The organism is Erythrobacter sp. LQ02-29 (genome assembly GCF_022576075.2).
Classification (GTDB): domain Bacteria; phylum Pseudomonadota; class Alphaproteobacteria; order Sphingomonadales; family Sphingomonadaceae; genus Alteriqipengyuania.
The window spans coordinates 1,885,140-1,910,290 of the sequence record NZ_JANCNT010000001.1 but is presented as its reverse complement, the minus strand read 5'-3'; the positions used below and the strand labels follow the sequence as shown (position 1 = coordinate 1,910,290).

Genomic DNA, 25,151 nt, shown 5'->3' with positions numbered 1-25,151 from the left:
TCTGAAATCATTTCTTGGACTTGTTGAGCAGGTTGGCGAGATCGGCCGACATCGCGTCCTGGCCCCCAGCGCCGCCGGGCAGGCCGGGCATTCCGCCGCCACCCATTCCTCCGGGGCCGCCGGCACCACCCATGCCGCCGCCACCACCGAACATTGCGGCGAGGCCCTTGAGCCCGCCCATCTTCTTGATCTGCTTCATCGCGCGCGCCATTTCCTGGTGCATCTTCAACAGCTTGTTAACGTCCTGCACCTGCACGCCGGAACCCGCCGCGACGCGCTTCTTGCGCTTCGCATTCATCAGCGCGGGGTTCGCGCGTTCCTTTGCGGTCATGGAGCCGATGATCGCGTCCATGTGGACGAGCACCTTGTCGTCCATCCCGCTCGCCGCCATCGCCGCCTTGGCCTTCTTCATGCCCGGCATCATGCCGGCCAGCATGCCGAGGCCGCCCATCTTCTGCATCTGCGCCAGCTGCATGCGCAGATCGTTGAGGTCGAACTGCCCCTTGGACATGCGCTTGGCGAGCGCTTCGGCGTCTTCTTCCTTGATCGTCGCCGCGGCCTTTTCGACCAGGCTGACGACGTCGCCCATGCCCAGGATCCGGTCGGCGACGCGCTTGGGATGAAACGCCTCCAGAGCGTCGAGCTTCTCGCCCGTGCCTGCGAACTTGATCGGCTTGCCCGTGACCGCGCGCATGGAAAGCGCCGCGCCCCCGCGTGCATCGCCGTCCATCCGGGTCAGGATCACACCGGTCAGCGGCACCTCGTCGGAGAAGCTCTGCGCGACGTTGACCGCGTCCTGCCCGGTCAGGCTGTCGACCACCAACAGCACTTCGGTCGGGGTCGAAACCCCGGCCACCGCCTTCATCTCGGCCATCAGCGCTTCGTCGACATGCAGGCGGCCCGCGGTGTCGAGCATCAGCACATCGGCGTTCTGCAACCGCGCCGCCTCCATCGCGCGGCGCGCGATATCGACCGGCTGCTGGCCCTCGACGATCGGCAGCGTCGCGACATCGACTTGCGTGCCGAGCACGGCCAGCTGTTCCTGCGCCGCCGGGCGATTGACGTCGAGCGAGGCCATGAGCGCGCGCTTGCCGTGCTTCTCGCGCAGATAGCGCGCCAGCTTCGCGGTTGTGGTGGTCTTGCCCGAACCTTGCAGGCCGACCATCATCACCACGACCGGCGGGCGCGCGGCGAGGTTGATATCCTCGTGCCCTTCCCCGCCCAGCATCTCGACCAGCTCGTCGCTGACGATCTTGACCACCTGCTGGCCCGGCGTGACGGAGCGCAGCACATCCTGGCCCACCGCCTTCTCGGTGACGCGGTCGATGAACTGGCGCGCGACGGGCAGCGCCACGTCCGCTTCCAGTAGCGCGACCCGCACCTCGCGCATCGCGTCGCGCACATCCTGTTCGCGCAGGGCACCACGCCCGCGCAGGCGGTCGAAAGTGCCGGTCAGGCGATCGGACAGCGCTTCAAACATCGTGTCTCGTCACTCCAAACGCCGCGAACCCGCAGCAAACGCGAAAAACGCCGGCGGACGAAACCTCGTCGGCCAGCGTGCGGGAATATCCCGACTTCATTGCAGTCCACTTTGCCGGACTGTGGTTCTGAACGCCAGCGAAAACAGTGGTGTCGGAGAACCGGCGCGCAGCGGACATCAAGTCCGTGAGCACCGGAAGCGGACGACACCGCCGTTTGCAGCAAGTCCAGAGCCGCAGAACGGTGAAGTGGTGGAGCCTAGCGGGATCGAACCGCTGACCTCTACAATGCCATTGTAGCGCTCTCCCAGCTGAGCTAAGGCCCCAAATCACTTGTCTTGCGCGGTGCCCTGGGAGGCACCGCCCTTGCGGGAAGCGGCCTTTAGAAAGGCGCACCGCCCAATGCAAGCCTTATATCGTTCCAAGTTCCAGATCGGCGACGAACGCGATCACGTTTCGTCGTCGCCTTCGTCGTCGCCCTTGCCCTTCGACACGCCGAGATCGTCGTCGCCGCCCAGATCGACTTCGTTGTCGGGCGAATCGTCGTCCTCGTCGATGTCTTCCAGATCGTCGTCGGCCAGATCGGAATCGGCCTCCGCGTCCTTCTTCTTCTTCTCGTCTTCCTCGAACGGGATCGGCTGCTTCGACTTCAGCACGGGCTCGGGATCCCATTCCTCACCGCATTCGATGCAGGTGACGGGATCGTCCTTGCCCAGGTCGTAGAAACGCGTTCCGCATTTGGGGCAGCTACGCTTCGTGCCCCATTCCGGCTTTGCCATGTTATCTTCCTCGTGCGGGCGCGGCCTGTTCGCCGCCCCTCGTGCAATTGAATTCGAATACGGGTTCGATGTGGAGGCGCAGGCGCCCCGAATCAAGCGTGGCGCGCGCCTTGCCACGCGGCCCCTGCGGTGTCAAAGCCGCGCGCCATGCACGCCGCCCCCCTGCCCCGCCGCTTCGCCCCTTCCAATCCGCTGACCGGGCGCATCCGCGTGCCGGGCGACAAGTCGATCAGCCACCGCTCGCTGATGTTCGGGGCCCTCGCGATCGGAGAGACCCGCGTGACCGGCCTGCTGGAGGGGGAGGACGTGCTCGCCACCGCCGCCGCGCTGCGTGCCATGGGCGCGCAGGTGGAGCGCGGTGAGGACGGCACCTGGTCGATCCGCGGCGTGGGCGTCGGCGGCCTGCTGCAACCGCGCACCGCGATCGAGATGGGCAATAGCGGCACGTCGACCCGGCTGCTGATGGGCCTGATCGCCAGCCATGGCATCACCGCGACCTTCACCGGCGATGCCAGCCTGTCGAAGCGGCCGATGAACCGCGTGATCGAGCCGCTTTCGCGCATGGGTGCGCAGTTCCACGGCGCGCCCGGGGGAACGCTGCCGCTGACGATGGAGGGCATGACCCCCGCCATCCCGATCGAATATCGCCTGCCCGTCGCATCGGCGCAGGTGAAGAGTGCGGTGCTGCTCGCCGGGCTCAACGCGCCGGGCATCACCAGCGTGATCGAGCCGGTGCCGACGCGCGACCACACCGAACGCATGTTGAAAGGGTTCGGCGCGGCGATCGAGGTGGAGGAAACGGGGGGCGAGCGCACGATCCGGCTGACCGGCGAGGCGGATCTTTCGCCGCAGACGATCGAGGTGCCGGGCGATCCCTCCTCCGCCGCGTTCTTCATCGTCGCCGCGACGCTGGTCGAGGGAAGCGACCTGACGATCGAAAATGTCGGCCTCAATCCGACCCGCGCCGGCCTGATCGCGGTCCTGCGCGAGATGGGAGCCGATATCGAGGAGCTCGACCGGCGCGACGTCGGCGGGGAGCCGGTCGCCGACCTGCGCGTGCGCCACGCGGCGCTGACGGGGATCGAGGTCGCCCCCGCCCTCGCCCCCAGCATGATCGACGAATTTCCCGTGCTGTTCGTCGCCGCCGCGCTGGCGCGCGGGACCACCCGCACCACCGGGCTGGAGGAACTGCGGGTGAAGGAAAGCGACCGCCTGTCCGCCATGGCCACTGCACTGGCGGCCATCGGCGCGCGGGTGGAGGAAACGCCGGACGGCCTCGTCATAGAGGGGACCGGCGGCGAGCCTCTGCCCGGCGGCGGCCCCGTCGCCACCCATCTCGACCACCGCATCGCCATGAGCATGGCGGTCGCGGGGCTTGCCAGCCGCCAAGGGGTGGAGGTGGACGACACCCGCCCGATCGCAACCAGCTTCCCGAGTTTCGAGGCGCTGCTGGCCGAGGCATCGGCATGACCAACCTCGACATCTACACGATCGTCGGCTTTGCCGGCATGGCCTGCATCATCGCCGCCTACGCCTATCTGACCTGGCAACCGAAGCCGAACCCGTTCGTGCTGCATGGCACCAATCTGGCGGGCGCGGCGCTGCTCACCGTATCGCTGCTGGTCCACACCAACTGGCCGTCGCTGGTGCTGGAGGGCTTCTGGGCCGCGATCGCGATCTACGGCCTGGTCAAGGCGATCCGCACCGGGCGCAAGGGACAGGAGCGCGAGGCATGATCATCGCCGTCGACGGGCCGACCGCCAGTGGCAAGGGCACCATCGCCAAGGCACTGGCCGCGCATTTCGGGCTGCCGCATCTCGACACCGGGCTGCTCTACCGGGCGGTGGGCTGGCAGGTCTTCCTCGACGGTGGCAACCCGGACGACGGGGGCGACGCGCTGGCGGCGTGCGGCTTCCCCGACGGGCTGCTGGCCGACCCCGAATTGCGGACCGAGCGGGTCGGCGGGCTCGCGAGCCGCGTCTCAATCCATAACGGCGTGCGCCAGGCGCTGTTCGAGCGGCAGCGCAGCTTCGCCACGCAGGAAGGCGGCGCGGTGCTCGACGGGCGCGATATCGGCACCGTCATCGCGCCAGATGCCGAGGTGAAGCTGTTCATCACCGCCAGCACCCAGGCGCGCGCGGAGCGCCGATGGGCCGAGATGCGCGGGCGCGGGCAGGACGTCTCGCTGGAGGACATCGTCGCCGATCTAGAGGCGCGCGACCGGCGCGACCGCAGCCGCGCCATCGCCCCGCTGGCCCCCGCGCCCGACGCGCAGGTGATCGACACCACCGCGCTCGACCGCGATCAGGCGATCCGCTTCACCATCGAGGCGGTCGAAACCGCGATCCGCGGCGAGTGACGACGGCGAGAGGCCCCTCGTCCAGACGATTGTGGCTCCTCACCGCGGTATGGGCCGTCGCGCTGATCTGGTCCGGATGGGCGCCCTACGACCAGGCGACATGGTGGATGGAGGTCGCGCCGGCGCTGATCGCGCTCCCGATCCTGTGGGCCACGCGGCGGCGCTTCCCGCTCACCACGCTGGCGCTGACGCTGATCGGCCTGCACGGCCTCGTCCTGATGCTCGGCGGAGCCTACACCTACGCGCGCGTTCCGGCAGGTTTCGCGGTGCAGGACTGGCTGGGGCTCGCGCGCAATCCCTATGACCGGTTCGGCCATCTGATGCAGGGCTTCGTCCCCGCCATCGTCTTTCGCGAATTGCTGCTGCGCCTCAGCCCGCTGGGCCGCGGAACCCTGCTCACCGTGCTCGTGCTCGCCTGCTGCCTCGCCGTCAGCGCCGGTTACGAATTGGTAGAGTTCGGTGCGGCCATGGCACTAGGCCAGGACGCGGACGAGTTCCTGGGGACGCAGGGCGACCCGTGGGATACCCAGTGGGACATGCTGATGTGCGTGGTCGGCGCGGCGGCGGCCCTGCTGTTCCTTTCGCGCCCGCATGACCGGCAATTGGCGCGCCTGAGCTGACTTGCGCCCGGGGCTCCCGTCAGGCGACGGCGGCGTAGCTTTCCACAGGGCCGATCGCGGGCAATTCGCGAAAACCCGGGCGGGCGAAGTGATAGCCCTGCAGATAGCGCACGCCCAGCACCCGCAATGCCTCGTACTCGGCGGCCGTCTCGATCCCCTCGGCGATCACCGCGATGCCCAGCGAGCGCGCCATGCGCACCACGCCCTCCACGATCAGGCGGCGCGGGCGCGAGGCGTCGATTCCCCGCACCAGTTCCATATCGAGCTTCAGGTAGTCGGTCTGGATGCCCGCGAGCAGGCCCAGCCCCGCATACCCCGCCCCGAAATCGTCGATCGCGGTGCCGAAGCCCATGTTCTGGTACGTCTCGATGATCAGCTTCACATGGTCGGTGTCGGCCATGTGCTCGTTCTCGGTAAATTCGAAAATCAGCCGATCCGTGGGGAAGCCGCACGCGCGGGCGGTCTTCAGCGTCAGCTGGATACAGGCCAGTGGCGAATAGACCGCATTGGGCAGGAAATTGATCGAAAGCTTCGCATCCGTGTCCAGAATACCCGCGGCAACCGCCCCTTCGATCGCGGCGACGCGGCATTTCTGGTCGAAGGCATAGCGGTTGTCGGCATGAACGCGGGAGAGGACGCTATGCGCGCTTGCCCCGTCGGCCCCGCGAACCAGCGCCTCGTAAGCGAAAGGCGCACCGGTTTCGCAATCGACGATGGGCTGGAACGCCATCGCGATATCGAACGCGTGGTCTTCCCCGCGACAACCCTGACACCCAGTAACCATCTTCGCCTCCTGTCGGTCGCGGACTAGTCGCCAGTCGATAAAATATCGTGAACGCTGGTCTTTTCGCCTCCCGCCGACTCGGGGCCACCGGCGCAGGACGAAATGGCGCGCCTGTCCTACCCTTCCCCGTTCGACTATGCGGATCGGCGATGCAGTCTTGTGCTCCCTCCTCTTCAAACGCCCCCTCCCCGGGCCATTGGGCGGGTTCTTTTTCTCGCCCAGGACACTGTTCCATGTGTTCCATCGTGTAGGATTCGGGCGGCCACCACCGCCACCTTTCCGCTTGCCAAATCGGCCCGTTTTGCCTATGTGCGCGCCCGTCCGACGGACGCTTTCCTGACCGATGCCCGTTAGCCGCTGGCGCACTCACGCGCCGCCGCATCGCATTTCGGCAAGGGTGGCGCGCCCTAGGGCCTTCGCCACGGCATCCGGCCCGGCGGAGAGTCTGGCCACAAGACCCCGGTAAAACCGGTGGCCGGAAATGACTGAAACAGGACTGAACCCCATTATGGCAACAGCAGCCAATCCCACTCGCGCCGATTTCGAGGCGCTGCTCAACGAACAGCTCGGCAATGTCGACGACGGCGGCTTCGAAGGCCGCGTGGTCAAGGGCACCGTCACCGCGATCGAGGCCGGCATGGCCGTGATCGACGTGGGCCTGAAGAGCGAAGGCCGCGTCGACCTCAAGGAATTCGAGCGTAACAAGGACGAGCACGGCCTGACGGTCGGCAGCGAAGTCGAAGTCTATGTCGACCGCGTCGAGAACGCCGACGGCGAAGCGATGCTGTCGCGCGACCGCGCCCGCCGCGAAGCCGCGTGGGACAAGCTGGAAAGCGAATTCGGCGAAGGCAAGCGCGTCGAAGGCCGCATCTTCGGCCGCGTCAAGGGCGGCTTCACCGTCGACCTCGACGGTGCCGTGGCCTTCCTCCCCGGCAGCCAGGTCGATATCCGCCCCGTGCGTGACGTCACCCCGCTGATGGATCAGCCGCAGCCGTTCCAGATCCTCAAGATGGATCGCCGCCGCGGCAATATCGTCGTGTCGCGCCGCGCCGTGCTGGAAGAGACGCGCGCCGAACAGCGCAGCGAACTGATCAGCGATCTGGCCGAGGGCCAGGTGATCGACGGCGTGGTCAAGAACATCACCGATTACGGCGCGTTCGTGGACCTGGGCGGCATCGACGGCCTGCTCCACGTCACCGACATGAGCTACAAGCGGATCAACCACCCCAGCGAAGTGGTCGAGATCGGCCAGACCGCCACGGTACAGATCATCCGCATCAACGCCGATACCCAGCGCATCAGCCTGGGCATGAAGCAGCTCGAGAGCGATCCGTGGGAAGGCGTCAGCCAGAAGTACCCGGTGGGCATGAAGCTGACCGGTACCGTCACCAACATCACCGAATACGGCGCCTTCGTGGAGCTGGAGCCGGGGATCGAGGGCCTGGTCCACGTTTCCGAAATGAGCTGGACCAAGAAGAACGTCCATCCGGGCAAGATCGTTTCGACCAGCCAGGAAGTCGAAGTGATGGTGCTGGAAGTCGATTCCGAGAAGCGCCGCATTTCGCTCGGCCTCAAGCAGGCCCAGCGCAATCCGTGGGAAGAGTTCGCCGAGGCGCACCCGGTCGGCTCCAAGGTCGAGGGCGAAGTCAAGAACGCCACCGAATTCGGCCTGTTCATCGGCCTGCCCGGCGACGTCGACGGTATGGTCCACATGTCCGACATCGCCTGGGGCATCTCCGGCGAGGACGCGCTGGCGCTGCACCGCAAGGGTGAAGAGGTCGAGGCCATCGTGCTCGACGTCGACATCGACAAGGAGCGCATCAGCCTCGGCATGAAGCAGCTCGAGAAGGGTGCGCCCAGCGAATCGGGCATGGAAGGCACGCTGCGCCGCGGCGAGACCGTGACCGTCACGGTTCTCGAAGTGCGCGACGGCGGACTGGAAGTGCAGGTCGGCGAAGACGGCGCGACCGGCTTCATCAAGCGTTCCGACCTTGGCCGCGACCGCGACGAGCAGCGTCCGGATCGCTTCCAGACCGGCCAGAAGGTCGACGCCATGGTCACCGGGTTCGACCGCTCGAAGAAGCCGAACTTCTCGATCAAGGCCTACCAGATCGCTGAAGAGAAGCAGGCGGTGGCGCAGTTCGGCTCGTCCGACAGCGGCGCGTCGCTCGGCGACATCCTGGGCGAAGCGCTCAAGAAGGCCGACGACTAAGTAGACCCCAAGGCGCCGTCTGTCCGCGCCTGACGGTAACAAGAAAGGCCCGCCCTCCCTGCCCGGGAGCGGCGGGCCTTTCCTACTCTACCCTCCGTTCCTACATCGAAGGGTATGGCCGACCTCCAAATTCACCAGTTCCCCTGCCTCTCCGACAATTACGGGTTCCTGCTCCACGATCCCGCCAGCGGAGAGACCGCGGCGATCGATACGCCCGACGGCGCGGAATATCTGCATCAGGCGCAAAGCAAGGGCTGGCGCATCACGCAGATCTGGAACACGCATTGGCACCCCGACCATGCGGGCGGGAACAAGGCTATCGTGGAGGCGACCGGCGCGCGGGTGATCGCGCCCGCCGAGGTCGAGAAGATCTCTCCTATCGACAGCGTTGTGGGGGATGACGACAGAGTGACCCTGGGATCGCACGAAGCGCGCGTGATCGACGTGTCCGGCCACACCAATGGCCACATCGCCTACCACCTTGCCGACGACGCCATCGCCTTCGTTGGCGACAGCGTCTTCGCGCTGGGCTGCGGGCGGATGTTCGAGGGAGAGCCGGAGCAGTTCTGGGCCGCGCTGGAACGGATCAAGGCCCTGCCGCCCGAAACCACGCTCTATTGCGCGCATGAATACACCGCGGCGAATGCGAAATTCGCCCGCCATGCCGATCCCGACAACCGGGCGCTGGCGGTCTATGCGGCGGAGGTCGATACGAAGCGGCTGCATGGCGAGCCGACCGTGCCCACCGTGCTGTCGCGCGAGCTCGCCACCAATCCCTTCCTGCGCGCCGACGAGCCCGCCATGCGGCAACGCTGGGGCGGGGAGACACCGGCGCAGACCTTCGCCGCGCTGAGGGCTGCCAAGGACGCTTTCTAGCGGGACCGGCGGATTCGGCGAGGTGCACACGCCGCGCATACGAAAAGGCCCGGCCGAAGCAGGGCCTTTTGTATTCTAGACTATTGGAAGGTTAGATGCCCGCGATCAGCTCGTCGGCAAGGCGGCTGTCGGCGCTCGCATCGTGCTTCTCGGCGATCAGACCCCGGCTCGCCGCAGCGGCGGCGCTCGCCGCGCGGTTACGCACGTCCTCGACCGCTTCGCGCTCGGCGGCGGCGATCTTCTCGTCCGCCATCCGCTTGCGCCGTTCGACCAGCGCCTTGCTGTCTTCCTCGGCCTTGTCGAGCAGGGCTTCGGCTTCGTGCCGCGCATTCTCGAGCATTGCCTCTGCGTCCTTCTCCGCATTGGCGATCTTGGTCGTGTATTCGTCGCGCAGCGCCTCGGCCTCGGCACGCAGCTTCTTCGCTTCGTCGAGCTGTTCGCGAATGGCGGCGATGCGCGAATCGAGCCCGCCGGTCATCGCCTTGAGCCCGCCCTTCCAGATCAGGATCAGAAGCAGGACGAGCATCGACGCACCGACCCACCCGCCGGGAGTCAGGCCCAGCGCGCTCGGCTCGGCATGCGGCGCATCCTTGACCATGTGGCCTTCGGCAACCTGCTCCGCCACGGCGGGGTTCTCAGGAACGAAGGGATCGGTGGTGGGCTCAGCCATGGGCCATGACCTTCCTTACGGCGGCGTTGGCGTCACCCGCGCTGACATCGACGCCGGCGAGGCGGCGCACGATGTCCTGCGCGGCGTCCGCCGCAACGGTTTCGACCTCGGCCATTGCGGCATCGCGCGACTGCGCGATCCGCTCTTCGGCCTCGGCGATCTTCTTGTCGATCCGACCCTGCGCCGCGGCGAGCTTCTTCTCGCTCTTGGCGGCGGCTTCGGCCTTGGCCTCGGCAACGATGCCCTGCGCCTTCACGCGATTTTCGTTCTCGCGCTGACGCCAGGCTTCCTCTTCCTCGTCCGCCTTGTCGCGCGCGGCCTGCGCGGCGGCGAGGTCGGCCGAGATCTGCTCGTCACGCTGGGCGACGGTCGCCACGACCTTGGGCACCATGCCCCGGCCAACGACGAAGAAAACCAGGCCGAAAATCACCAGCAGCCAGAATATCTGGCTGGAATAGGTTTCGGTCAGCTGGGCTATCTGGGGCATGGGTCGGGTCCGGTCAGATCGATCGCAAGTCTAGGATGGATGCACCGCCGACCGGGCGCGAACCCGGCCGGCACTGTGCGTATCCGTCGATCAGGCGACGAAGATCAGGATGATCGCGATAAGGAACGCGAGCAGGCCGAGAAGTTCGGCGGCGGCGAAGCCGATGAACAGGCGGCCCTGCTGGCCGTCGGCGGCACCCGGGTTGCGCAGCGCGCTCTCGAGGAACGAACCGAACACGTTGCCCACGCCGATCGAGGCGAGGCCCGCACCGATGGCCGCGAGACCGGCACCGATAAGCTTGGCAGCTTCCATATCCATGACAAAACTCCTTTGGGTAAAATACGTTGGTTGAAAGGCTTAGTGAAGGTTTTCCGCGTCGTTGATATAGAGCGCGGAAAGCAGAGCGAAGACGTAGGCCTGGATCGCAGCGACCAGCAGTTCCAGCGCGCAGATCGCCAGCATCAGCAGGAAGCTGGGCGTGCCGATGGCGAGGCCCCAGCCCGCACCCGCATTGGTGCTGTCGATGATGAAGCTGCCCAGGATTTCCAGCAGGACGTGCCCGGCCATCATTGCCACGAACAGTCGCAGGCCGAGGCTGAAGGGCCGCATCATGAAGCTGAACAGTTCGATCAGGAAGATCAGCGGGATCATCGGCACCGGGGTGCCGTGCGGGATGAACAGGCTGAAGAAGTGGAACCCGTGCTTCCAGAAGCCGACCACCAGCACGATCAGGAAGCTCATGATCGCCAGAATTCCGGTGATCGTGAAGTGGCTGGTGAAGGTGAACGGGTGGATCCCCGCCATCGCCAGCGGCAACGGCACCAGGCCCAGCAGGTTCGCGAACAGGATGAACATGAACAGGCTGAAGATGTAGGGGACGTATTTACGTCCCGCCTCGCCGATATTGGCGCGCAGCAGGTCCTCGATGAAGCCGGTGCAGCTTTCCACCATCATCTGCCAGCGGCCGGGCACCAGCTCGCGCTTCATGCCGCCATAGACGAAGATGCCCAGCGCGATCGCCGCGATCAGCATCCACAGCGCGCTGTTGGTGAAGGAGATGTTGAAGCCGGCCAGCTCCCACGTCCGCGAACCGAACAGGGGTTCGATCGCGAACTGGTGCATCGGGTCGACCTTGGCATGTTCTGCCGCCACTTGCGCTATTCCCTATCGCGTCTGATCCCGATCGTGCCCCTGGTCCCGTTCTTCCTGGGAAGAACCGCCGGAGGGCCCGCTCGCGATCCGGAAAACGTTCCTGAAGGCCACGACTATTCCTGCGAACAGCCCCACCAACAGACCCCAGGGCAGCGTCCCGAACAAGGCGTCGAAACCGTATCCGATCAGCGCACCGCCGAGAAGCCCGCCAAGAAGATCGGCCAGTACCCGGTTGCCCATGCGATAGCTCGCATCGGGATCATCCGTCCTGGACCGGTTGCGCTCATCTTCCCGCTCGCGTGCGGCCTTCAGCCGCGCCTCGAGCGCATCGATCCGCGCATCCTCGGCAATGGGTTCCCGTGCGGGCTTCTCATCGCTCATGCCAAGCTCCTTTCCGTGTAGAAGGGGTGCGCGGCACAGGCGAGAGCTGCCCGCCGAGGGCGCCGCCCCCTTAGAAGGGGGGTAAATCCGAGTCAACCGGAGCGGTGCCCGCGAAGCCATTCAATTCGCTCCACTTGCACAGCGCAGCGACAGCCGTCATGCGGTTTGCCAGGCATTGCAGCGGGGCGCGACGAGTTGAGCGGCAACCAGGAAACCGGGAAGACCCCTCCCCCCACCCATGGCGGCACGGGCCACCGCGAACGGCTGCGCCGCCGCCTGCTGACCGGCGGAGCGGAGGCGCTGGCCGATTACGAGGTCCTCGAATACCTACTCTTCGCCGCCTTCCGGCAAGGCGATACCAAGCCGCTCGCCAAGCGCCTGATCGAGCATTTCGGCTCGCTCGCGGGTGCACTCGACGCCGATCCCGCTGCGCTCGCCGCGGTCAAGGGCATGGGCGAGACCAGCGCCGCCGCGCTCAAGGCCGTGGCGCTGGCCGCGCGGCGCATGGCCCGCGCACAAGTGGAACAGCGCCCGGTCCTGAGCAGTTGGCAGGCGCTGCTCGACTATCTCACCATCGACATGGGCAATCTGACGGTGGAGCGCGTGCGGGTGCTGTATCTCAATGCGCGTAACCAGCTCATCCGCGACCATCATGTGGGCGACGGATCGGTGGACGAGGCGGCGATCCACCCGCGCGAGGTCATTCGCCGCGGGCTCGACCTGGGGGCTACGGCCATGATCCTGGTCCACAACCATCCCAGCGGCAATCCGGAGCCGAGCCGGGCCGACATCCAGATCACGCAGAGGATCATGGAGGCCGGCCGTCTGCTCGGCATGACCGTGCACGATCACGTGATCGTCGGGCGCGAAGGCCATGTCAGCCTCCGCGCCAAGGGGCTTATCTGACCGGCGTCCGGCCCTCCACGCGGTCCGATCAGGGCTCGATGCCGTAGGCCTTGTTGATCCGCGCCACGCTCGGCTGAATGCGCTGGGCCAGCTCGATGTCCTTGCGGCCACCCTTGTCGCCCATCCGCAGGCGGACGATGCCGCGCAGGAACATCGACTGTGCCAGTTCGGGCGCACTGGCGAGCACGGCGTCGAGGTCGGTCAACGCCTCCTCCATTTCGCCCAGCCGGAAATGGACCATCGCCCGGCTGTCGAGCTTGTCTGCCGACCAGTCCGACTTGGCGACCGCCTGGTCGCAGACGCTCAGCAGCGACGCGTCGGCCGCGTTCCAGATGCCGCCCTGCCAGCATTCGCTGTTGAGCAGGGTCGGGTCGCCGGGGCGCTTCTTCACCTCGGACGCGAGGATGGAGAGCCCCTCCTCAATCTGGCCGTTCCACATCAGCGCCGATGCCATCAGGCTGCGCGCGTCGGAGTTCTTCTCGGCAATGTCAGCGTAATCTTCCGCCAGCGTCAGCCCCTCTTCCGGCCGACCCAGCAGGCCGAGCAGATCGACCTGCGACCAATAGGTCGAACCGTCGGCATTCAGCGCTTCGGCCTGCTGGTAATCCGCCAAGCTGGCTTCGAAATCGCCCATCCGATAAGCAAGCCCCGCCCGTTCGGAATACATGTCGGCCGATGCCTCCGCCTCGATCGCCTTGGTCAGGTCCTCGCGCGCACCGGCATAGTCGTAAACCGAGCTACGCAACGCCGCCCGCCCGTAATAGGCACCGGCAAGCTCGCGCTCGTCGGCCTTGGCGATGATCTTGGCGAAGGCGTCCTCGAGCGGCTTCATGCGCGCCGGATCGAGCTTCGCGCCGGTCCAGGTCAGGGCGAGATCGGCGGGCGCGATAATGGTCGGCAGCTTGCGCTGCAACACCGCCGTATCGCGCTTCGCGCCAACCAGGTCCCCGACCGCCAGCTCGCCCCCGGTCGAGCGCAGGCTCTGCTTCAGTTCGAACACGTCCCCCGTGATCGCGGCGGCGGAGTCCACCTCGACAACCGAAATCGTCTGGTCGATGTCGGGCTCGCCCTCGATCGTGAAGCCCTTCCCGCCGTCGGGCAGCAGCACCTTGAGATCGACCGTCTCGTAAGTCGGAGCGCCCAGCGCCAGCGGGATATCGCGCCACGCGGCACGCGCACGATCGGCGTCGAACGAAACGGACGCGGCCGGCTGGCCCGGCGGCTCGAGCTGATACACCTCTTCCTGGCGAGACCACGGCGAATCGATCACGCCGGTCGCGCGAAGCGTGCCGCGCCCGGTCTCGTCGTCGAATTCGAGCGAGCGATCGACGATCCGCGCATTCCCGAGGTAACTGCGCACGGCGGCGTTCGCGACATTGTCCACGATCTCCTTGCCCATCTGGTCGTTGACCACGCGCAACTGCCCCGCGGCCGCACCCGAAAGGCCCAGCTCGATATCGAACAGCGTGGGCAGGTTCGGCCCGGCCCGGCTGTCGAGCGTCACCCTGGCAGTCGCATCGGGAACCGGTGGGACGCGCGCCTCCAGCTCGATCAGATCCGCACCCCCGGCGCGCAGGGGCAGGCCGTAGGAGAAGGCGGGAACGGCGGACACATTGGCGAGGCGTGTCCCGGCGGTCGTGCCGTCCAGCCAGTAGTCCTCACCACCGATCACGGCATGGGCGATGACGTGGTTGAAATTGCCCGGCGTGGGCAGCAGCGTGGGGATCGCGTCGCCCTGTATCGTGGACACCAGGACCAGCTCGGCATCGATGTCCATCGCGCGCAGCATGGCGACGAGCAGCACCGACTTCGCCTTGCAATCGCCGTACCGCTCGCGCCAGGTGACGTCCGGTGCCTGGGGCAGGTAATTGCCGCCGTCCATGCCGTTCAGCATATAGCTGATCCGGTCCTGCACCAGCTGCGTGGCCAGCGCCGCACGCTCCAGCGGATCGGAGGTCTTCCCCTCGATCTCGCGCACCTGCTCCATGATCGGGCCGTCGGCGGCGAGGGACAGCTTGTCGAGGTAATGCGGCGCCATCACGCTCGAGACCTGCATCCAGTCGGCGAAAGTGCTCGCCTCCACGAACGCGCCCAGGCGATAGCGCAGAGGCGAATCGAACGGCATCTCGTCGGGCTTGGGCAAAGGCAGCGGCACCGACAGGAAACGATAGCCGTCGCGAGCCACGGGTGCCTGATCGCCAGCCGCGCCGCGCAGCATCCAGTCGACGTCCTCTCCTTCCGGCCAGGAGATGATCAAGCGGCCGTCCGCGATCGGGACCGGCTCTGTCGGAAGGGGAGAGACGAATTCGGCATTCTCGCCCAGCGCCTGATCCTTCTGCGTGGTGCTATAGGAGAACCGCAGAACATCCCCGACGCGCGCGCCGGGCAGCACCAGCGTGGCGGTGCGGGCACCATCCACGATCCGGCGCTCCAGCTGCGCCTCGCGCCGCAGCACGTCGAACTTCGCCCCGCCCGCGATCACGTCGACGATCTCGTCGCCGCGGATCAGCTTTACGTCGTGGATGATGAGATCGCCCTTGTCGGGCATCCAGCTCGCGGTCAGAGTGCTGGCGCTGGTGATCATTTCCGGGGAATTGAGGCGCAGCGCGGTCTCGCGGTAGGTCGAGACGGTGCCGCCTTCCAGCCGGACCTGCTGTTCCACGTTCACGATCGGCGGCCCGTCGGCGAGATCCTTTGCCGTCAGCGTCTTCACCTCGACCCAGTCCGGAGCCGGGCGGTACAGCACCTCTTCCCCGGCGATCGCCGGTGCCGCCACGCAAGCCAGCACCGTGCCGGCCACGAAATAAGTCGTCCTGTTCATAGGTACCCCTGCAACCCCCAAAGCGGATGAGAACCTCCGCACTCAATAGGGGTATCACCCGCCCGGCGCGCTTGCCAAGCGTGAATACCCCATCGCCGATCGGGTCGGGGGCGCTGGTGGCGACCCGCGCAAGCTTGCCATCGGCCCGGCCGCGCCCTAGCGGCTGGCGCGACTGGCCGGTTCAATGGAGTTTCACGCATGGTCCCCCGCTACGCCCGCCCCGAAATGACCGCCCTGTGGGAGCCGGAGGCGAAGTACCGCATCTGGTTCGAGATCGAGGCGCACGCCACGCAAAAGCTCGCCGAGCTGGGCGTGGTGCCCGAAAGCGCGGCCAGGGCGCTGTGGGACTGGTGGGCGACGGAGCCCGCGATCGACGTCGCCGCGATCGACGCGATCGAGGCGGTGACCAAGCACGATGTCATCGCCTTCCTTACCTGGGTGGCCGATCAGGTAGGCGACGAGGCCCGCTACATGCACCAGGGCATGACCAGCTCCGACGTGCTCGACACGACGCTGAGCATTCAGCTCGCCCGCGCCTCCGACATCCTGCTGGGCGATCTCGACCGGTTGCTGGATGCCCTGCGCACGCGCGCGGAGGAGCACAAATACACCCCTACGATCGGGCGCAGCCATGGCATCCATGCAGAGCCCGTTACCTTCGGGTTGAAGCTGGCGCAGGCGCATGCCGAGTTCGCCCGCTGCCGCAAGCGGCTGGTCGCCGCGCGGGCCGAGATCGCGACCTGCGCGATCAGCGGCGCGGTTGGCACCTTCGCCAATGTCTCGCCCGAAGTGGAGCACCATGTTGCCGAGCGTCTCGGCCTCGCCCCAGAGCCGGTCAGCACGCAGGTCATCCCGCGCGACCGGCATGCGATGTATTTCGCCACGCTGGCGGTGATCGCGGGCTCGATCGAACGGCTGGCGGTGGAGATCCGCCACCTCCAGCGCACCGAGGTGCTGGAGGCGGAGGAGTATTTCAGCCCCGGGCAGAAGGGGTCGAGCGCTATGCCGCACAAGCGCAATCCGATCCTGACCGAGAACCTGACCGGGCAGGCGCGAATGATCCGCGCCTACGCCCTGCCCGCACTGGAAAACGTCGCCTTGTGGCACGAGCGCGACATCAGCCATTCCAGCGTGGAGCGCTTCATCGGGCCGGACGCGACCATTACACTCGACTTTGCGCTCGCCCGGCTGACCGGTGTGGTCGAGAAGCTGCTGGTCTATCCCGACCGGATGCAGGCCAACATGGACCGGATGGGCGGCCTGATCCATTCGCAGCGCGTTCTGCTGGCGCTGACGCAGGCCGGCGTCAGCCGCGAGGATGCCTATGCCTTGGTTCAGCGCAACGCGATGAAGGTGTGGGCCAGCAATGGCGAGCTGTCGCTGCTCGAGCTGCTCAAGGCCGACGAGGATGTGCGCGCCGCGCTTTCGGAAGAGGAACTGGAGGAGAAGTTCGACCTCGAATACCATTTCAAGCACGTCGATACGATCTTCGACCGGGTCTTCGGCTAGACGAAGAGGCACCCCCGCCCTAGCATCGGGGGCCACGCGCAAAGGAAATCGACCATGCAGATCGTTCGCACCATCGTCTGGGTTCTGATCCTGTTCGCATTGCTGGCATTTTCGTTCTTCAACTGGCGCGAGGTCGATGTGGTCATCTGGGAGGATCTGATCCTCCAGACCAAGATCCCTGCGCTGGTAGTCGTCTCCTTCCTGCTCGGGCTGGTGCCGACCTGGCTGTGGTCGCGCGGGATCAGGTGGAGCCTGCAACGCAAGATCAACTCGCTGGAGACGGCGGCGCGGACCAATACCGCTACCGCCGCGCCCGTCGCGACAACCACTCCCCACCCGGTCACCGCGCCCCCGCCCGCGACTGCGGCCACGGTAGCGAAGGAGGATAACGACTACCGTGAGAACCACCTCGCCCCGGCCGCTCCCGAGGCCGAACCGGACGAGAGCGAACGCCGGTGAGCAACCCCATCTATCTCGCGCTCGACCTGCCGCGCATCGATGCGGCGAAGGATCTGCTGCAGAAGGTTCGCGGGCATATCGGCGGGGTCAAGCTCGGGCTCGAATTCTTCTGCGCCCACGGACATCATGGCGTGCACGAGATCGCGCAACTCGGCCTGCCGGTTTTCCTCGACCTGAAGCTGCACGACATCCCCAATACCGTGGCCGGGGCGATGCAGGCGCTCCATGTGCTGGAGCCCGCGATCGTCACCGTGCACGCGAGCGGCGGGCGCGCGATGATGGAGGATGCGAAGGCCGCGGCGGGCGAGAACACCAAGGTCGTTGCGGTCACGATGCTCACAAGCCTCGACGAGCGCGATCTCGCGCGCACCGGCGTGAACGGAGCACCCCACGATCAGGTCATGCGGTTGGCGGAACTGGCCGAGGCGGCCGGGCTCGACGGCGTCGTATGTTCCGGACAGGAGGTGAAGGCGGTTCACAAACAGTGGCGGGACGGCTTCTTCGTCGTCCCCGGCCTGCGCCCGACCGGCGCACCCACCGGCGACCAGAAGCGCGTCGTCACGCCCCGCCAGGCGCGCGACGATGGCGCGAGCGTCCTCGTGATCGGCCGCCCGATCAGCAAGGCCGGTGACCCGGCGAAAGCCGCCCGCGAGATCGAGGCGACGCTCTAGCCCCGTGCCCACAACGTTGATCAAGATCTGCGGCGTCTCATCCCCCGCCGCGCTCGACGCCGCGATCGGCGCGCGGGCGGACTTCATCGGCCTGGTCTTCTTCCCCCCCTCCCCCCGCCATATCGATACGTGGGGGGCGTCCGCGCTGGCGGCGCGCGCGGGGCAGCGGATCGGGCGCGTCGGATTGTTCGTCGATGCCGACGACGGCCTGCTGGCGGAGGGCGTGCAGGCCGGGCGGCTCGACGCGGTGCAGTTGCACGGGTCGGAAACGCCGCAGCGCTGCGCCGAGGTGAAGGCGCGCTTCGGCCTGCCGGTGTGGAAGGCGCTGCCCGTGGCGAAGGCGGAGGATGTTGCACGCGCCGACGGCTATCAGGGCGCGGCGGACCTGATCCTGTTCGATGCGAAAACGCCCTCGGGCTCGGCCCTTCCCGGCGGCATAGGCCTGACCTTCGACTGGAGCCTCCTCGCGCACTATCGCGGCGCGCTGCCGTGGGGCTTGGCGGGCGGGCTGAACCCGGCGAACGTGGCGGAGGCGATCCGGCAGACCGCCGCGCCGCTGGTCGATACCTCCAGCGGCGTCGAAAGCGCGCCGGGCGAGAAGGATGTCGACAAGATCGCCGCCTTTTGCAAAGCGGCTCGTGCATGACCGATCAACCCAACACCTTCCGCCAGATGCCCGACGAGCGCGGCCATTTCGGCGATTACGGCGGGCGCTACGTCGCCGAGACGCTGATGCCGCTCGTGCTCGATCTGGAGCGCGAATATCGCGCGGCGCAGGCGGACCCGGCGTTCAAGGCGCAGTTCGACGACTTGCTGGAACATTATGTCGGCCGCCCCAGCCCGCTCTATTTCGCGGAACGGCTGACCGAGGCGGTCGGGGGCGCGCAAATCTGGTTCAAGCGCGACGAGCTGAACCACACCGGCGCGCACAAGATCAACAATTGCATCGGGCAGATCCTGCTCGCGATGCGGATGGGCAAGACGCGGATCATCGCGGAAACCGGCGCGGGCCAGCACGGCGTCGCCACCGCCACCGTCTGCGCGCGCTTCGGCCTGCCTTGCGTCATCTACATGGGCGCGACCGACGTGGCGCGGCAGCAGCCCAACGTGTTCCGCATGAAGCTGCTCGGCGCGGAAGTGATCCCCGTCACCAGCGGCCGCGCGACGTTGAAGGACGCGATGAACGAGGGGCTGCGCGACTGGGTCGCGAATGTCCACGACACCTTCTACATTATCGGCACTGCCGCCGGCCCGCATCCCTATCCCGAGCTGGTTCGCGACTTCCAGAGCGTGATCGGCAAGGAAGCGCGCGCGCAAATGGTGTCGCGCATCGACCGCCTGCCCGACCTGCTGGTCGCGGCGATCGGCGGCGGGTCCAACGCGCTCGGCCTGTTCCACCCCTTCCTCGACGATCCCGACGTGAAGATGCTCGGCGTCGAGGCGGCGGGGCATGGCCTCGACGGAAGCGAACACGCGGCCAGCCTGCTCGGCGGATTTCCTGGCGTGCTTCACGGCAACAAGACCTACCTACTGCAGGATGAGGACGGCCAGATCACCGAGGGCCACTCGATCAGCGCGGGCCTCGACTATCCCGGTATCGGGCCGGAACACGCATGGCTGAAGGATACCGGCCGCGTCGAATACACCGCCGTCACCGACGAGGAGGCGCTGGAGGCGTTCCAGCTGCTCTGCCGAACGGAGGGCATCATCCCCGCGCTGGAACCGAGCCACGCCATCGCCGCCGTGGCTCGCCGCGCGAAGGAACTGCCGAGGGACAGCGTGATCCTCGCGAACCTGTGCGGTCGCGGCGACAAGGACATCTTCACCGTGGCCGAGCGGCTGGGAGTGGAGATTTGAGCGGATCAGGCCCGACTGGAATATCTGGAATTTGATACGCGAAAGAGAGATGATGGCCGATGTCTCGCTGACGTCATTCGGGCGGGAAAAGCCTTCTCCCATTCAGGGAGCCGGGCTGGCAGAGTGGCCTCGCGAGATAGAGGACCTGGCCTCCGCTTCCCATCCCCCATCGTCATCCCGGGCTTGACCCGGGATAGTGCTTCCTTTTTCACTACGCCCAAAGGAAGCAATACCCCGGCTCGAGGGCCGGGGCGACGGTTGCGGCAGAGTATGTCCTACAGCGCTCCCCACAGGCATAATCACGCCATGCCCGCAACCATACCCTTCCCCATCCAGCCGTTCTTTGCCATGCGCACGCGGACCGGATTTTTCCGCCCCTAGGACACTGTTCCATGTGTTCCATCCTGTAGGACTTCCCGCTTCAGAATGACCGCTCCCACCCGCCTCTCCTCTGCCTTCGCCAAACCCCACCCCGCACTCGTGACCTTCCTCACTGCCGGCGATGGCGACACCACGGCCAATCTCGATGCGCTGGTCGAGGGCGGCGCGGACGTGATCGAGCTAGGGATGCCCTTCACCGATCCGATGGCGGACGGCCCGGCGATCCAGCAGGCGAACATCCGTTCGCTCGGTGCGGGGACAACCACTGCGGACGTGTTGCGGATCGCGACCGCGTTCCGCCAGCGTCATGCGCAGGTGCCGCTGATCCTGATGGGCTACGCCAACCCCATGATCCGGCGCGGGCCGGAATGGTTCGCCTCCGCCGCGAAGGATGCGGGCGTCGACGGCGTGATCTGCGTCGACATCCCGCCGGAGGAGGACGAGGCGCTCGGCCCCGCGCTGCGCGATGCCGGAATCGCGCCGATCCGGCTCGCCACCCCGACCACCGACGACAAGCGCCTACCCGTCGTGATCGATGGCAGCGAGGGCTTCCTCTATTACGTCGCGGTGGCGGGTATCACGGGGATGCAGCAGGCGGCGATTGAATCGATTCGATTCAATGTCGGCCGCATCAAGCGCGCGACCGACATCCCCGTCGCCGTGGGATTCGGTGTCAGGACACCCGAACAAGCTGCTGAAATCGCTGCGGTCGCCGATGGGGTCGTGGTCGGTTCCGCGCTGGTAGAACTGGTCGCGAGGCATGGCCCGGACGCGCCCACCGCCATCCGCGAGCTGACCGCGGCGCTTGCCAAATCGGTGCATTCGGCGGCAAAGGCGACCCCATGAACTGGCTTACCCGCGTACGCAATTCGCTGCCCTTCGTCGGCAAGCGCGAAACCAAGGACCATCTGTGGGTCAAGTGCCCAGGATGCCAGGAAATGATCTTCGCCAAGGAGTACGAAGAGAACCTGCATGTCTGCCCGCGCTGCGGCCATCACGGGCGCATCGGCGCGCAGGAGCGGCTTTTCCAGCTGATGGACGAAGGGTTCGAAACCCTGCCCCAGCCCGAGGTGCGCCAGGACCCGCTCAAGTTTCGCGACACCAAGAAATACACCGACCGGCTGAAGCAGGCGAGGGCAAAGACCCCACTGCGCGACGCGTTCGTGGTCGGATCCGGTTCGATCGAGGGGCAGGACGCCGTGGTCGGCGTGCAGGATTTCGGCTTCATGGGTGGCAGCATGGGGATGGCCGTCGGCCAGGCCTTCTGCAACGGCGCGCAGCGCGCGCTCGACCGCAAATGCGGCTATATCGTGGTGACCGCGGCGGGCGGCGCGCGGATGCAGGAAGGCATTCTCAGCCTGATGCAGATGCCCAAGGCGACCGTGATGACGCGCCGCCTGCGCGAGGCGGGGCTGCCCTACATCGTGCTGCTGACCGACCCGACCACGGGCGGGGTCACCGCCAGTTACGCCATGTTAGGCGACGTTCAGCTGGCGGAGCCGGGCGCACTGATCGGCTTCGCCGGGCAGCGGGTGATCCAGGACACGATCCGCGAGCAATTGCCCGACGGCTTCCAGCGCGCGGAATATCTCCACAAGCACGGCATGATCGACCGCGTGGTGGAGCGGCGCAACCTGCGCAGCGAACTGGCGACGCTGCTCGAATACATGCGGCCGCGCGCGGCGGCCTGACGACGCTGAAGGACTTCGCCCGCTCCGATTCGCCCGCGGTGCAGGCGCAGCTCGACCGGCTGGCGGCGCTGTCCGTGCCGGACGGGCGGGTGGGCCTCGGCACCGTTCGCGAACTGCTGGCGCGGCTGGGCGATCCGCAGGACCGCCTGCCGCCGGTGTTCCATGTCGCGGGCACCAATGGGAAGGGCTCGGTCTGCGCCTTCCTGCGCGCCATGCTGGAGGCCGATGGGAAGCGGGTGCACGTCACCACCAGCCCGCATCTGGTGCGCTATAACGAGCGCATCCGGGTCGCGGGCGAGCTGATCTCCGACCACCGCCTGGCCGAATTGCTGGCGGAGGTGCTGGACGCTGGCGAGGACCTCAACCCCAGTTTCTTCGAAGTGACCATCGCCGCCGCCTTCACCGAATTCGCCCGCGTGCCCGCCGATGCCTGCGTGGTGGAGGTCGGCCTCGGCGGCCGCTTCGATGCGACCAACGTGCTGCCCCGGCCCACGGCGTGTGGCATCGCCGCGCTGGGCATTGATCACGAGCGGTTCCTGCTGGCACCGGAGGAGGGCACGCCCACCCTCCCCCTCGCCCGCATAGCGTTCGAGAAGGCGGGAATCGCGAAGCCGGGCTCACCGCTGATCGCCCTGTCCTATCCACCCGAAGCATCCAGCGAGATCGAGCGCGCGGCGCGCGTGGCAGGTGCGCCGCTGCATCTGCGCGGCGGCGACTGGTCGGTCGCGGCGACGGAAGTCGAGCTGCATTATGCCGACCGCGCGGGCGAACTCGCCCTGCCCCTGCCCGCCCTGCCCGGCGCACATCAGGCCGAGAATGCGGGCCTCGCCATTGCCATGCTGCGGCATCAGGACCACGTGCCCGTCGGCAACAAGGCGATCGCCGTCGGATTGCGCGGTGCGCGCTGGCCCGCCCGGATGCAGGCGCTGGGCGAAGGCCCGCTGGCGGCGCTGGTGCCCGGACACGAGCTGTGGCTCGACGGCGGGCATAACCCGAACGCGGGCGAAGCGATCGCCCGGCATTTCACCGGGCGGAAGCTGCATCTCGTGCTCGGGATGCTCGACAACAAGGCACCACGCGCGCTGATCGACCCGCTGGCGGAGAACATCGTGACGCTTTCGGCAGTCGCGGTTCCGGGCCATGCCTCGCACCCCGCCGACGCCTTCGGAGCCGCGCGCAGCTTCGACAGCGTTACCGAGGCGCTGCGTGCGATTCCGCCCGACGGGCTCCCGGTGCTTATCGCCGGGTCGCTCTACCTCGCGGGCGAGGTGCTGCGCCTGAACGCGGAGATGCTGGACTAGGTCGCCGCCGCGGGATTCTCGGGCGTGACCACGCCGGAATTGGCGCCCGCGCGCTTCTGGCGGATCCATTCGGCGATACACAGCACGACCGCGCCGATGCCGATGAAGGTCGTCAGCAAGAAGACATCGTAATAGCCTTGCTCCTCGATCATCTGACCCAGCGCGCCCCGCCCCAGCGTGCCGATCAGCAGGGTGAGGGACGACAGGAGCGCATACTGCACCGCGCTGAACTTCTTGGACACGATGGAGGAAAGCCAGGCGATATAGGCCGCGCCCGCGATCCCGATGGCCAGATTCTCGCCGCCGATGGTCAGCATCAGCTTGGCGAGCCTCGCACTGCCGCCCGGGAATTGCTCCACCGCCCAGGTCAGCCCGATCGCGTCGCTCGCCATACCCATGTACCGGCCGCCCACCGCCAGATCGGCGTAGAGCAGGTTGGTCAGCGCCGCCAGCAGCGCGCCGAGCGTCAGGGTGAACATCCGACCAAACACGGTCAGCATGTATCCACCCAGCGCAAGGCCCAGGACGATGGCCCCGACGCCGAAGAACTTGGAAGCCACCGCGACCTCGTCGTTCGTGTAGTGCAACTCGCCCAGATAGAACGGGTAGGCGAACGTCCCCCAGATCGCGTCGCAGATCCGGTAGGTAAGTACCAGCGCGAGGATCAGCACCAGCGACCAGCCCAATCGGCCGACGAATTCGACCAGCGGCAGGACGAGTGCACGATAAAGGTGGTCCATCACGAAGCTGCCGCGACTGCTCGCGGGGGCATCGGCTTCCAGCAGATAGGTGCCTTCGCGTTTCTTCGCGGCCAGCCACCCCGCGATCAGCGCAGGCAGCACGACGGTTGCGACGATGATCCAAGGGCCGAACTGCACGGTGAAGTCGGTCGGGTTCGGGCGGTTCTCGGGCGCGCTGAACAGCGAGAGGCCCATGAAGATAAGAACGATCGCGATCGCGACGGCCCATAGCAGCCCGACGGCCCACAATGCGCGCAAACGGATGCGGGGGTGGAGTTCCCCCGCCTTGCGCAGGGCCAGAAGGTCCTCGTCACCCCGCGAACCGACATCGCTCACCTCGGAATCGGAATCAGGCGCCCGCAATCCGACCAGCCCGATCACCAGCAGGATGCCGCCCATGATAAGATATGTCTGCGGCCAGCCGATCCGCTCCGCGATGATCAGGCCGAACGCGCCGCCGACCAGAGCTGCGAGGCGATAGCCCATCTGGTAGATAGTGGAGAGGATATCGAGCGTCGCGACCTCGTCCGCCACGTCGATCCGCCAGGCGTTGATCGCGATGTCCTGCGTCGCCGAAGCGAGCGCCCCGATCCCGGCGAGCAGGGAGAAAAACCCGATCGTGGAGTTGCTCGGATGGCTCAGCGACAGCGCCACCAGGATTATGCCCAGCAGGATTTGCGCCGGTACGATCCACTGCTTGCGTTTGCCGAGCCGCCGGAACCCGGCGATATTCACCCGCTCGATCAACGGTGACCACATGAACTGGAAAGCGTAGGCGAGCCCGATCAACGAGAAGACCCCCATCGTTTCCAGCTCGACATCGGTTTCGCTCAACCACGCGAACAGGGTGCCCAGGAACAGCGCGAAGGGCAGGCCACTGGCGAAACCGAACAAGGCCATGAACCCGGTCTTGCGATTGCGCATGGCGCGAAACAGCTCGCGCCAGCCTGGCTTACCCGATTTCGCTGCGGTCTCTGCCATAAGCGGCCCGTCCTTCCCGTAGGTTTCGATTTCTGC

At 66.8% G+C, this 25,151-nt stretch carries 25 protein-coding genes and 1 tRNA gene; 15 read left to right on the top strand and 11 right to left on the bottom strand.

What is annotated here, in order from left to right; genetic code table 11:
- Positions 1-7 precede the first annotated feature (7 nt).
- The 3 genes from ffh to MKP08_RS09470 form a co-directional block, all read right to left on the bottom strand.
- Positions 8-1,480 (bottom strand): signal recognition particle protein, encoded by a 1,473-nt coding sequence (ffh, locus tag MKP08_RS09480; RefSeq protein WP_241553608.1) that lies wholly within the window; start codon positions 1,478-1,480, stop codon positions 8-10.
- 248 nt (positions 1,481-1,728) lie between these two features.
- Positions 1,729-1,804 (bottom strand) — tRNA-Ala (locus MKP08_RS09475).
- Positions 1,805-1,927: 123 nt separating this feature from the next.
- Positions 1,928-2,257, bottom strand: coding sequence for a TIGR02300 family protein (locus MKP08_RS09470; RefSeq protein WP_215228415.1), 330 nt, complete (start codon positions 2,255-2,257; stop codon positions 1,928-1,930).
- A 147-nt stretch (positions 2,258-2,404) separates the two neighbouring features.
- On the opposite strand from MKP08_RS09470, the gene aroA reads away from it, so the two are divergent.
- The 4 genes from aroA to MKP08_RS09450 are packed head-to-tail and all read left to right on the top strand — an operon-like array spanning position 2,405 to position 5,236.
- Complete coding sequence (aroA, locus tag MKP08_RS09465) at positions 2,405-3,727, top strand: 3-phosphoshikimate 1-carboxyvinyltransferase (protein ID WP_241553607.1); 1,323 nt, start codon at positions 2,405-2,407, stop codon at positions 3,725-3,727.
- Positions 3,724-3,993 carry a permease gene (locus tag MKP08_RS09460; protein ID WP_215228417.1) on the top strand — a complete coding sequence of 90 codons (270 nt, stop codon included), beginning with the start codon at positions 3,724-3,726 and terminating at the stop codon, positions 3,991-3,993. The genes aroA and MKP08_RS09460 overlap by 4 nt, the downstream gene beginning before the upstream one ends.
- On the top strand, positions 3,990-4,616 hold the full coding sequence (locus MKP08_RS09455; protein WP_241553606.1) for a d(CMP) kinase: 627 nt from the start codon (positions 3,990-3,992) through the stop codon (positions 4,614-4,616). The genes MKP08_RS09460 and MKP08_RS09455 overlap by 4 nt, the downstream gene beginning before the upstream one ends.
- A gap of 29 nt (positions 4,617-4,645) precedes the next feature.
- A complete protein-coding gene (locus MKP08_RS09450) occupies positions 4,646-5,236 on the top strand; it encodes a DUF2238 domain-containing protein (protein WP_241553605.1) in 591 nt (196 codons plus the stop codon).
- A 19-nt stretch (positions 5,237-5,255) separates the two neighbouring features.
- Here MKP08_RS09450 and MKP08_RS09445 read toward each other — a convergent pair whose 3' ends face one another.
- Positions 5,256-6,020, bottom strand: a complete 765-nt coding sequence (locus tag MKP08_RS09445; protein ID WP_256970035.1) for an EAL domain-containing protein — start codon at positions 6,018-6,020, stop codon at positions 5,256-5,258.
- Positions 6,021-6,528: 508 nt separating this feature from the next.
- Between MKP08_RS09445 and rpsA the strand changes: the two genes are divergently transcribed.
- Positions 6,529-8,232 carry a 30S ribosomal protein S1 gene (gene rpsA, locus MKP08_RS09440; protein ID WP_241553603.1) on the top strand — a complete coding sequence of 568 codons (1,704 nt, stop codon included), beginning with the start codon at positions 6,529-6,531 and terminating at the stop codon, positions 8,230-8,232.
- 114 nt (positions 8,233-8,346) lie between these two features.
- A complete protein-coding gene (gene gloB / locus MKP08_RS09435) occupies positions 8,347-9,108 on the top strand; it encodes a hydroxyacylglutathione hydrolase (protein ID WP_241553602.1) in 762 nt (253 codons plus the stop codon).
- A 91-nt stretch (positions 9,109-9,199) separates the two neighbouring features.
- Here the strand turns inward: gloB and MKP08_RS09430 are convergent, their stop codons facing one another.
- The 5 genes from MKP08_RS09430 to MKP08_RS09410 all read right to left on the bottom strand — a co-directional run bounded on the left by MKP08_RS09430 (position 9,200) and on the right by MKP08_RS09410 (position 11,798).
- Positions 9,200-9,778, bottom strand: coding sequence for a hypothetical protein (locus MKP08_RS09430; RefSeq protein WP_241553601.1), 579 nt, complete (start codon positions 9,776-9,778; stop codon positions 9,200-9,202).
- The gene (locus MKP08_RS09425; protein WP_241553600.1) at positions 9,771-10,265 is read right to left on the bottom strand and encodes an ATPase; all 495 of its coding nucleotides are present in this window, start codon (positions 10,263-10,265) and stop codon (positions 9,771-9,773) included. The genes MKP08_RS09430 and MKP08_RS09425 overlap by 8 nt, the downstream gene beginning before the upstream one ends.
- A gap of 90 nt (positions 10,266-10,355) precedes the next feature.
- The gene (locus tag MKP08_RS09420) at positions 10,356-10,583 is read right to left on the bottom strand and encodes a F0F1 ATP synthase subunit C (protein WP_215228423.1); all 228 of its coding nucleotides are present in this window, start codon (positions 10,581-10,583) and stop codon (positions 10,356-10,358) included.
- A gap of 39 nt (positions 10,584-10,622) precedes the next feature.
- Positions 10,623-11,417 (bottom strand): F0F1 ATP synthase subunit A, encoded by a 795-nt coding sequence (locus MKP08_RS09415; protein WP_255750116.1) that lies wholly within the window; start codon positions 11,415-11,417, stop codon positions 10,623-10,625.
- Between the two features lie 12 nt (positions 11,418-11,429).
- Positions 11,430-11,798 carry an AtpZ/AtpI family protein gene (locus MKP08_RS09410; RefSeq protein ID WP_215228424.1) on the bottom strand — a complete coding sequence of 123 codons (369 nt, stop codon included), beginning with the start codon at positions 11,796-11,798 and terminating at the stop codon, positions 11,430-11,432.
- 195 nt (positions 11,799-11,993) lie between these two features.
- Between MKP08_RS09410 and radC the strand changes: the two genes are divergently transcribed.
- Entirely contained in the window at positions 11,994-12,704 is a 711-nt protein-coding gene (gene radC, locus MKP08_RS09405) for a DNA repair protein RadC (RefSeq protein WP_241553599.1), read from the top strand.
- Positions 12,705-12,732: 28 nt separating this feature from the next.
- Here radC and MKP08_RS09400 read toward each other — a convergent pair whose 3' ends face one another.
- A complete protein-coding gene (locus MKP08_RS09400) occupies positions 12,733-15,525 on the bottom strand; it encodes a DUF3857 domain-containing protein (protein ID WP_241553598.1) in 2,793 nt (930 codons plus the stop codon).
- Between the two features lie 198 nt (positions 15,526-15,723).
- Here MKP08_RS09400 and purB point away from each other — a divergent pair, with 198 nt between their 5' ends.
- The 8 genes from purB to MKP08_RS09360 all read left to right on the top strand — a co-directional run bounded on the left by purB (position 15,724) and on the right by MKP08_RS09360 (position 23,394).
- Positions 15,724-17,034 (top strand): adenylosuccinate lyase, encoded by a 1,311-nt coding sequence (gene purB, locus MKP08_RS09395; protein ID WP_241553597.1) that lies wholly within the window; start codon positions 15,724-15,726, stop codon positions 17,032-17,034.
- Positions 17,035-17,088: 54 nt separating this feature from the next.
- Positions 17,089-17,493 carry a hypothetical protein gene (locus tag MKP08_RS09390; protein WP_241553596.1) on the top strand — a complete coding sequence of 135 codons (405 nt, stop codon included), beginning with the start codon at positions 17,089-17,091 and terminating at the stop codon, positions 17,491-17,493.
- Positions 17,490-18,164 (top strand): orotidine-5'-phosphate decarboxylase, encoded by a 675-nt coding sequence (gene pyrF, locus MKP08_RS09385; protein ID WP_215228429.1) that lies wholly within the window; start codon positions 17,490-17,492, stop codon positions 18,162-18,164. The genes MKP08_RS09390 and pyrF overlap by 4 nt, the downstream gene beginning before the upstream one ends.
- Before the next feature lie 4 nt (positions 18,165-18,168).
- Entirely contained in the window at positions 18,169-18,810 is a 642-nt protein-coding gene (locus tag MKP08_RS09380; protein ID WP_241553595.1) for a phosphoribosylanthranilate isomerase, read from the top strand.
- The gene (trpB, locus tag MKP08_RS09375) at positions 18,807-20,021 is read left to right on the top strand and encodes a tryptophan synthase subunit beta (protein ID WP_241553594.1); all 1,215 of its coding nucleotides are present in this window, start codon (positions 18,807-18,809) and stop codon (positions 20,019-20,021) included. The genes MKP08_RS09380 and trpB overlap by 4 nt, the downstream gene beginning before the upstream one ends.
- A gap of 426 nt (positions 20,022-20,447) precedes the next feature.
- Positions 20,448-21,248: a tryptophan synthase subunit alpha gene (trpA, locus tag MKP08_RS09370; RefSeq protein WP_241553593.1), complete on the top strand. Its 801-nt coding sequence runs from the start codon at positions 20,448-20,450 to the stop codon at positions 21,246-21,248.
- Entirely contained in the window at positions 21,245-22,093 is an 849-nt protein-coding gene (accD, locus tag MKP08_RS09365; RefSeq protein WP_241553592.1) for an acetyl-CoA carboxylase, carboxyltransferase subunit beta, read from the top strand. The genes trpA and accD overlap by 4 nt, the downstream gene beginning before the upstream one ends.
- A gap of 5 nt (positions 22,094-22,098) precedes the next feature.
- Complete coding sequence (locus MKP08_RS09360) at positions 22,099-23,394, top strand: folylpolyglutamate synthase/dihydrofolate synthase family protein (RefSeq protein WP_241555580.1); 1,296 nt, start codon at positions 22,099-22,101, stop codon at positions 23,392-23,394.
- Here MKP08_RS09360 and MKP08_RS09355 read toward each other — a convergent pair.
- Positions 23,391-25,115, bottom strand: a complete 1,725-nt coding sequence (locus tag MKP08_RS09355; RefSeq protein WP_241553591.1) for an MFS transporter — start codon at positions 25,113-25,115, stop codon at positions 23,391-23,393. The two genes, MKP08_RS09360 and MKP08_RS09355, sit on opposite strands and share 4 nt — an antisense overlap.
- Between the last annotated feature and the right edge of the window lie 36 nt (positions 25,116-25,151).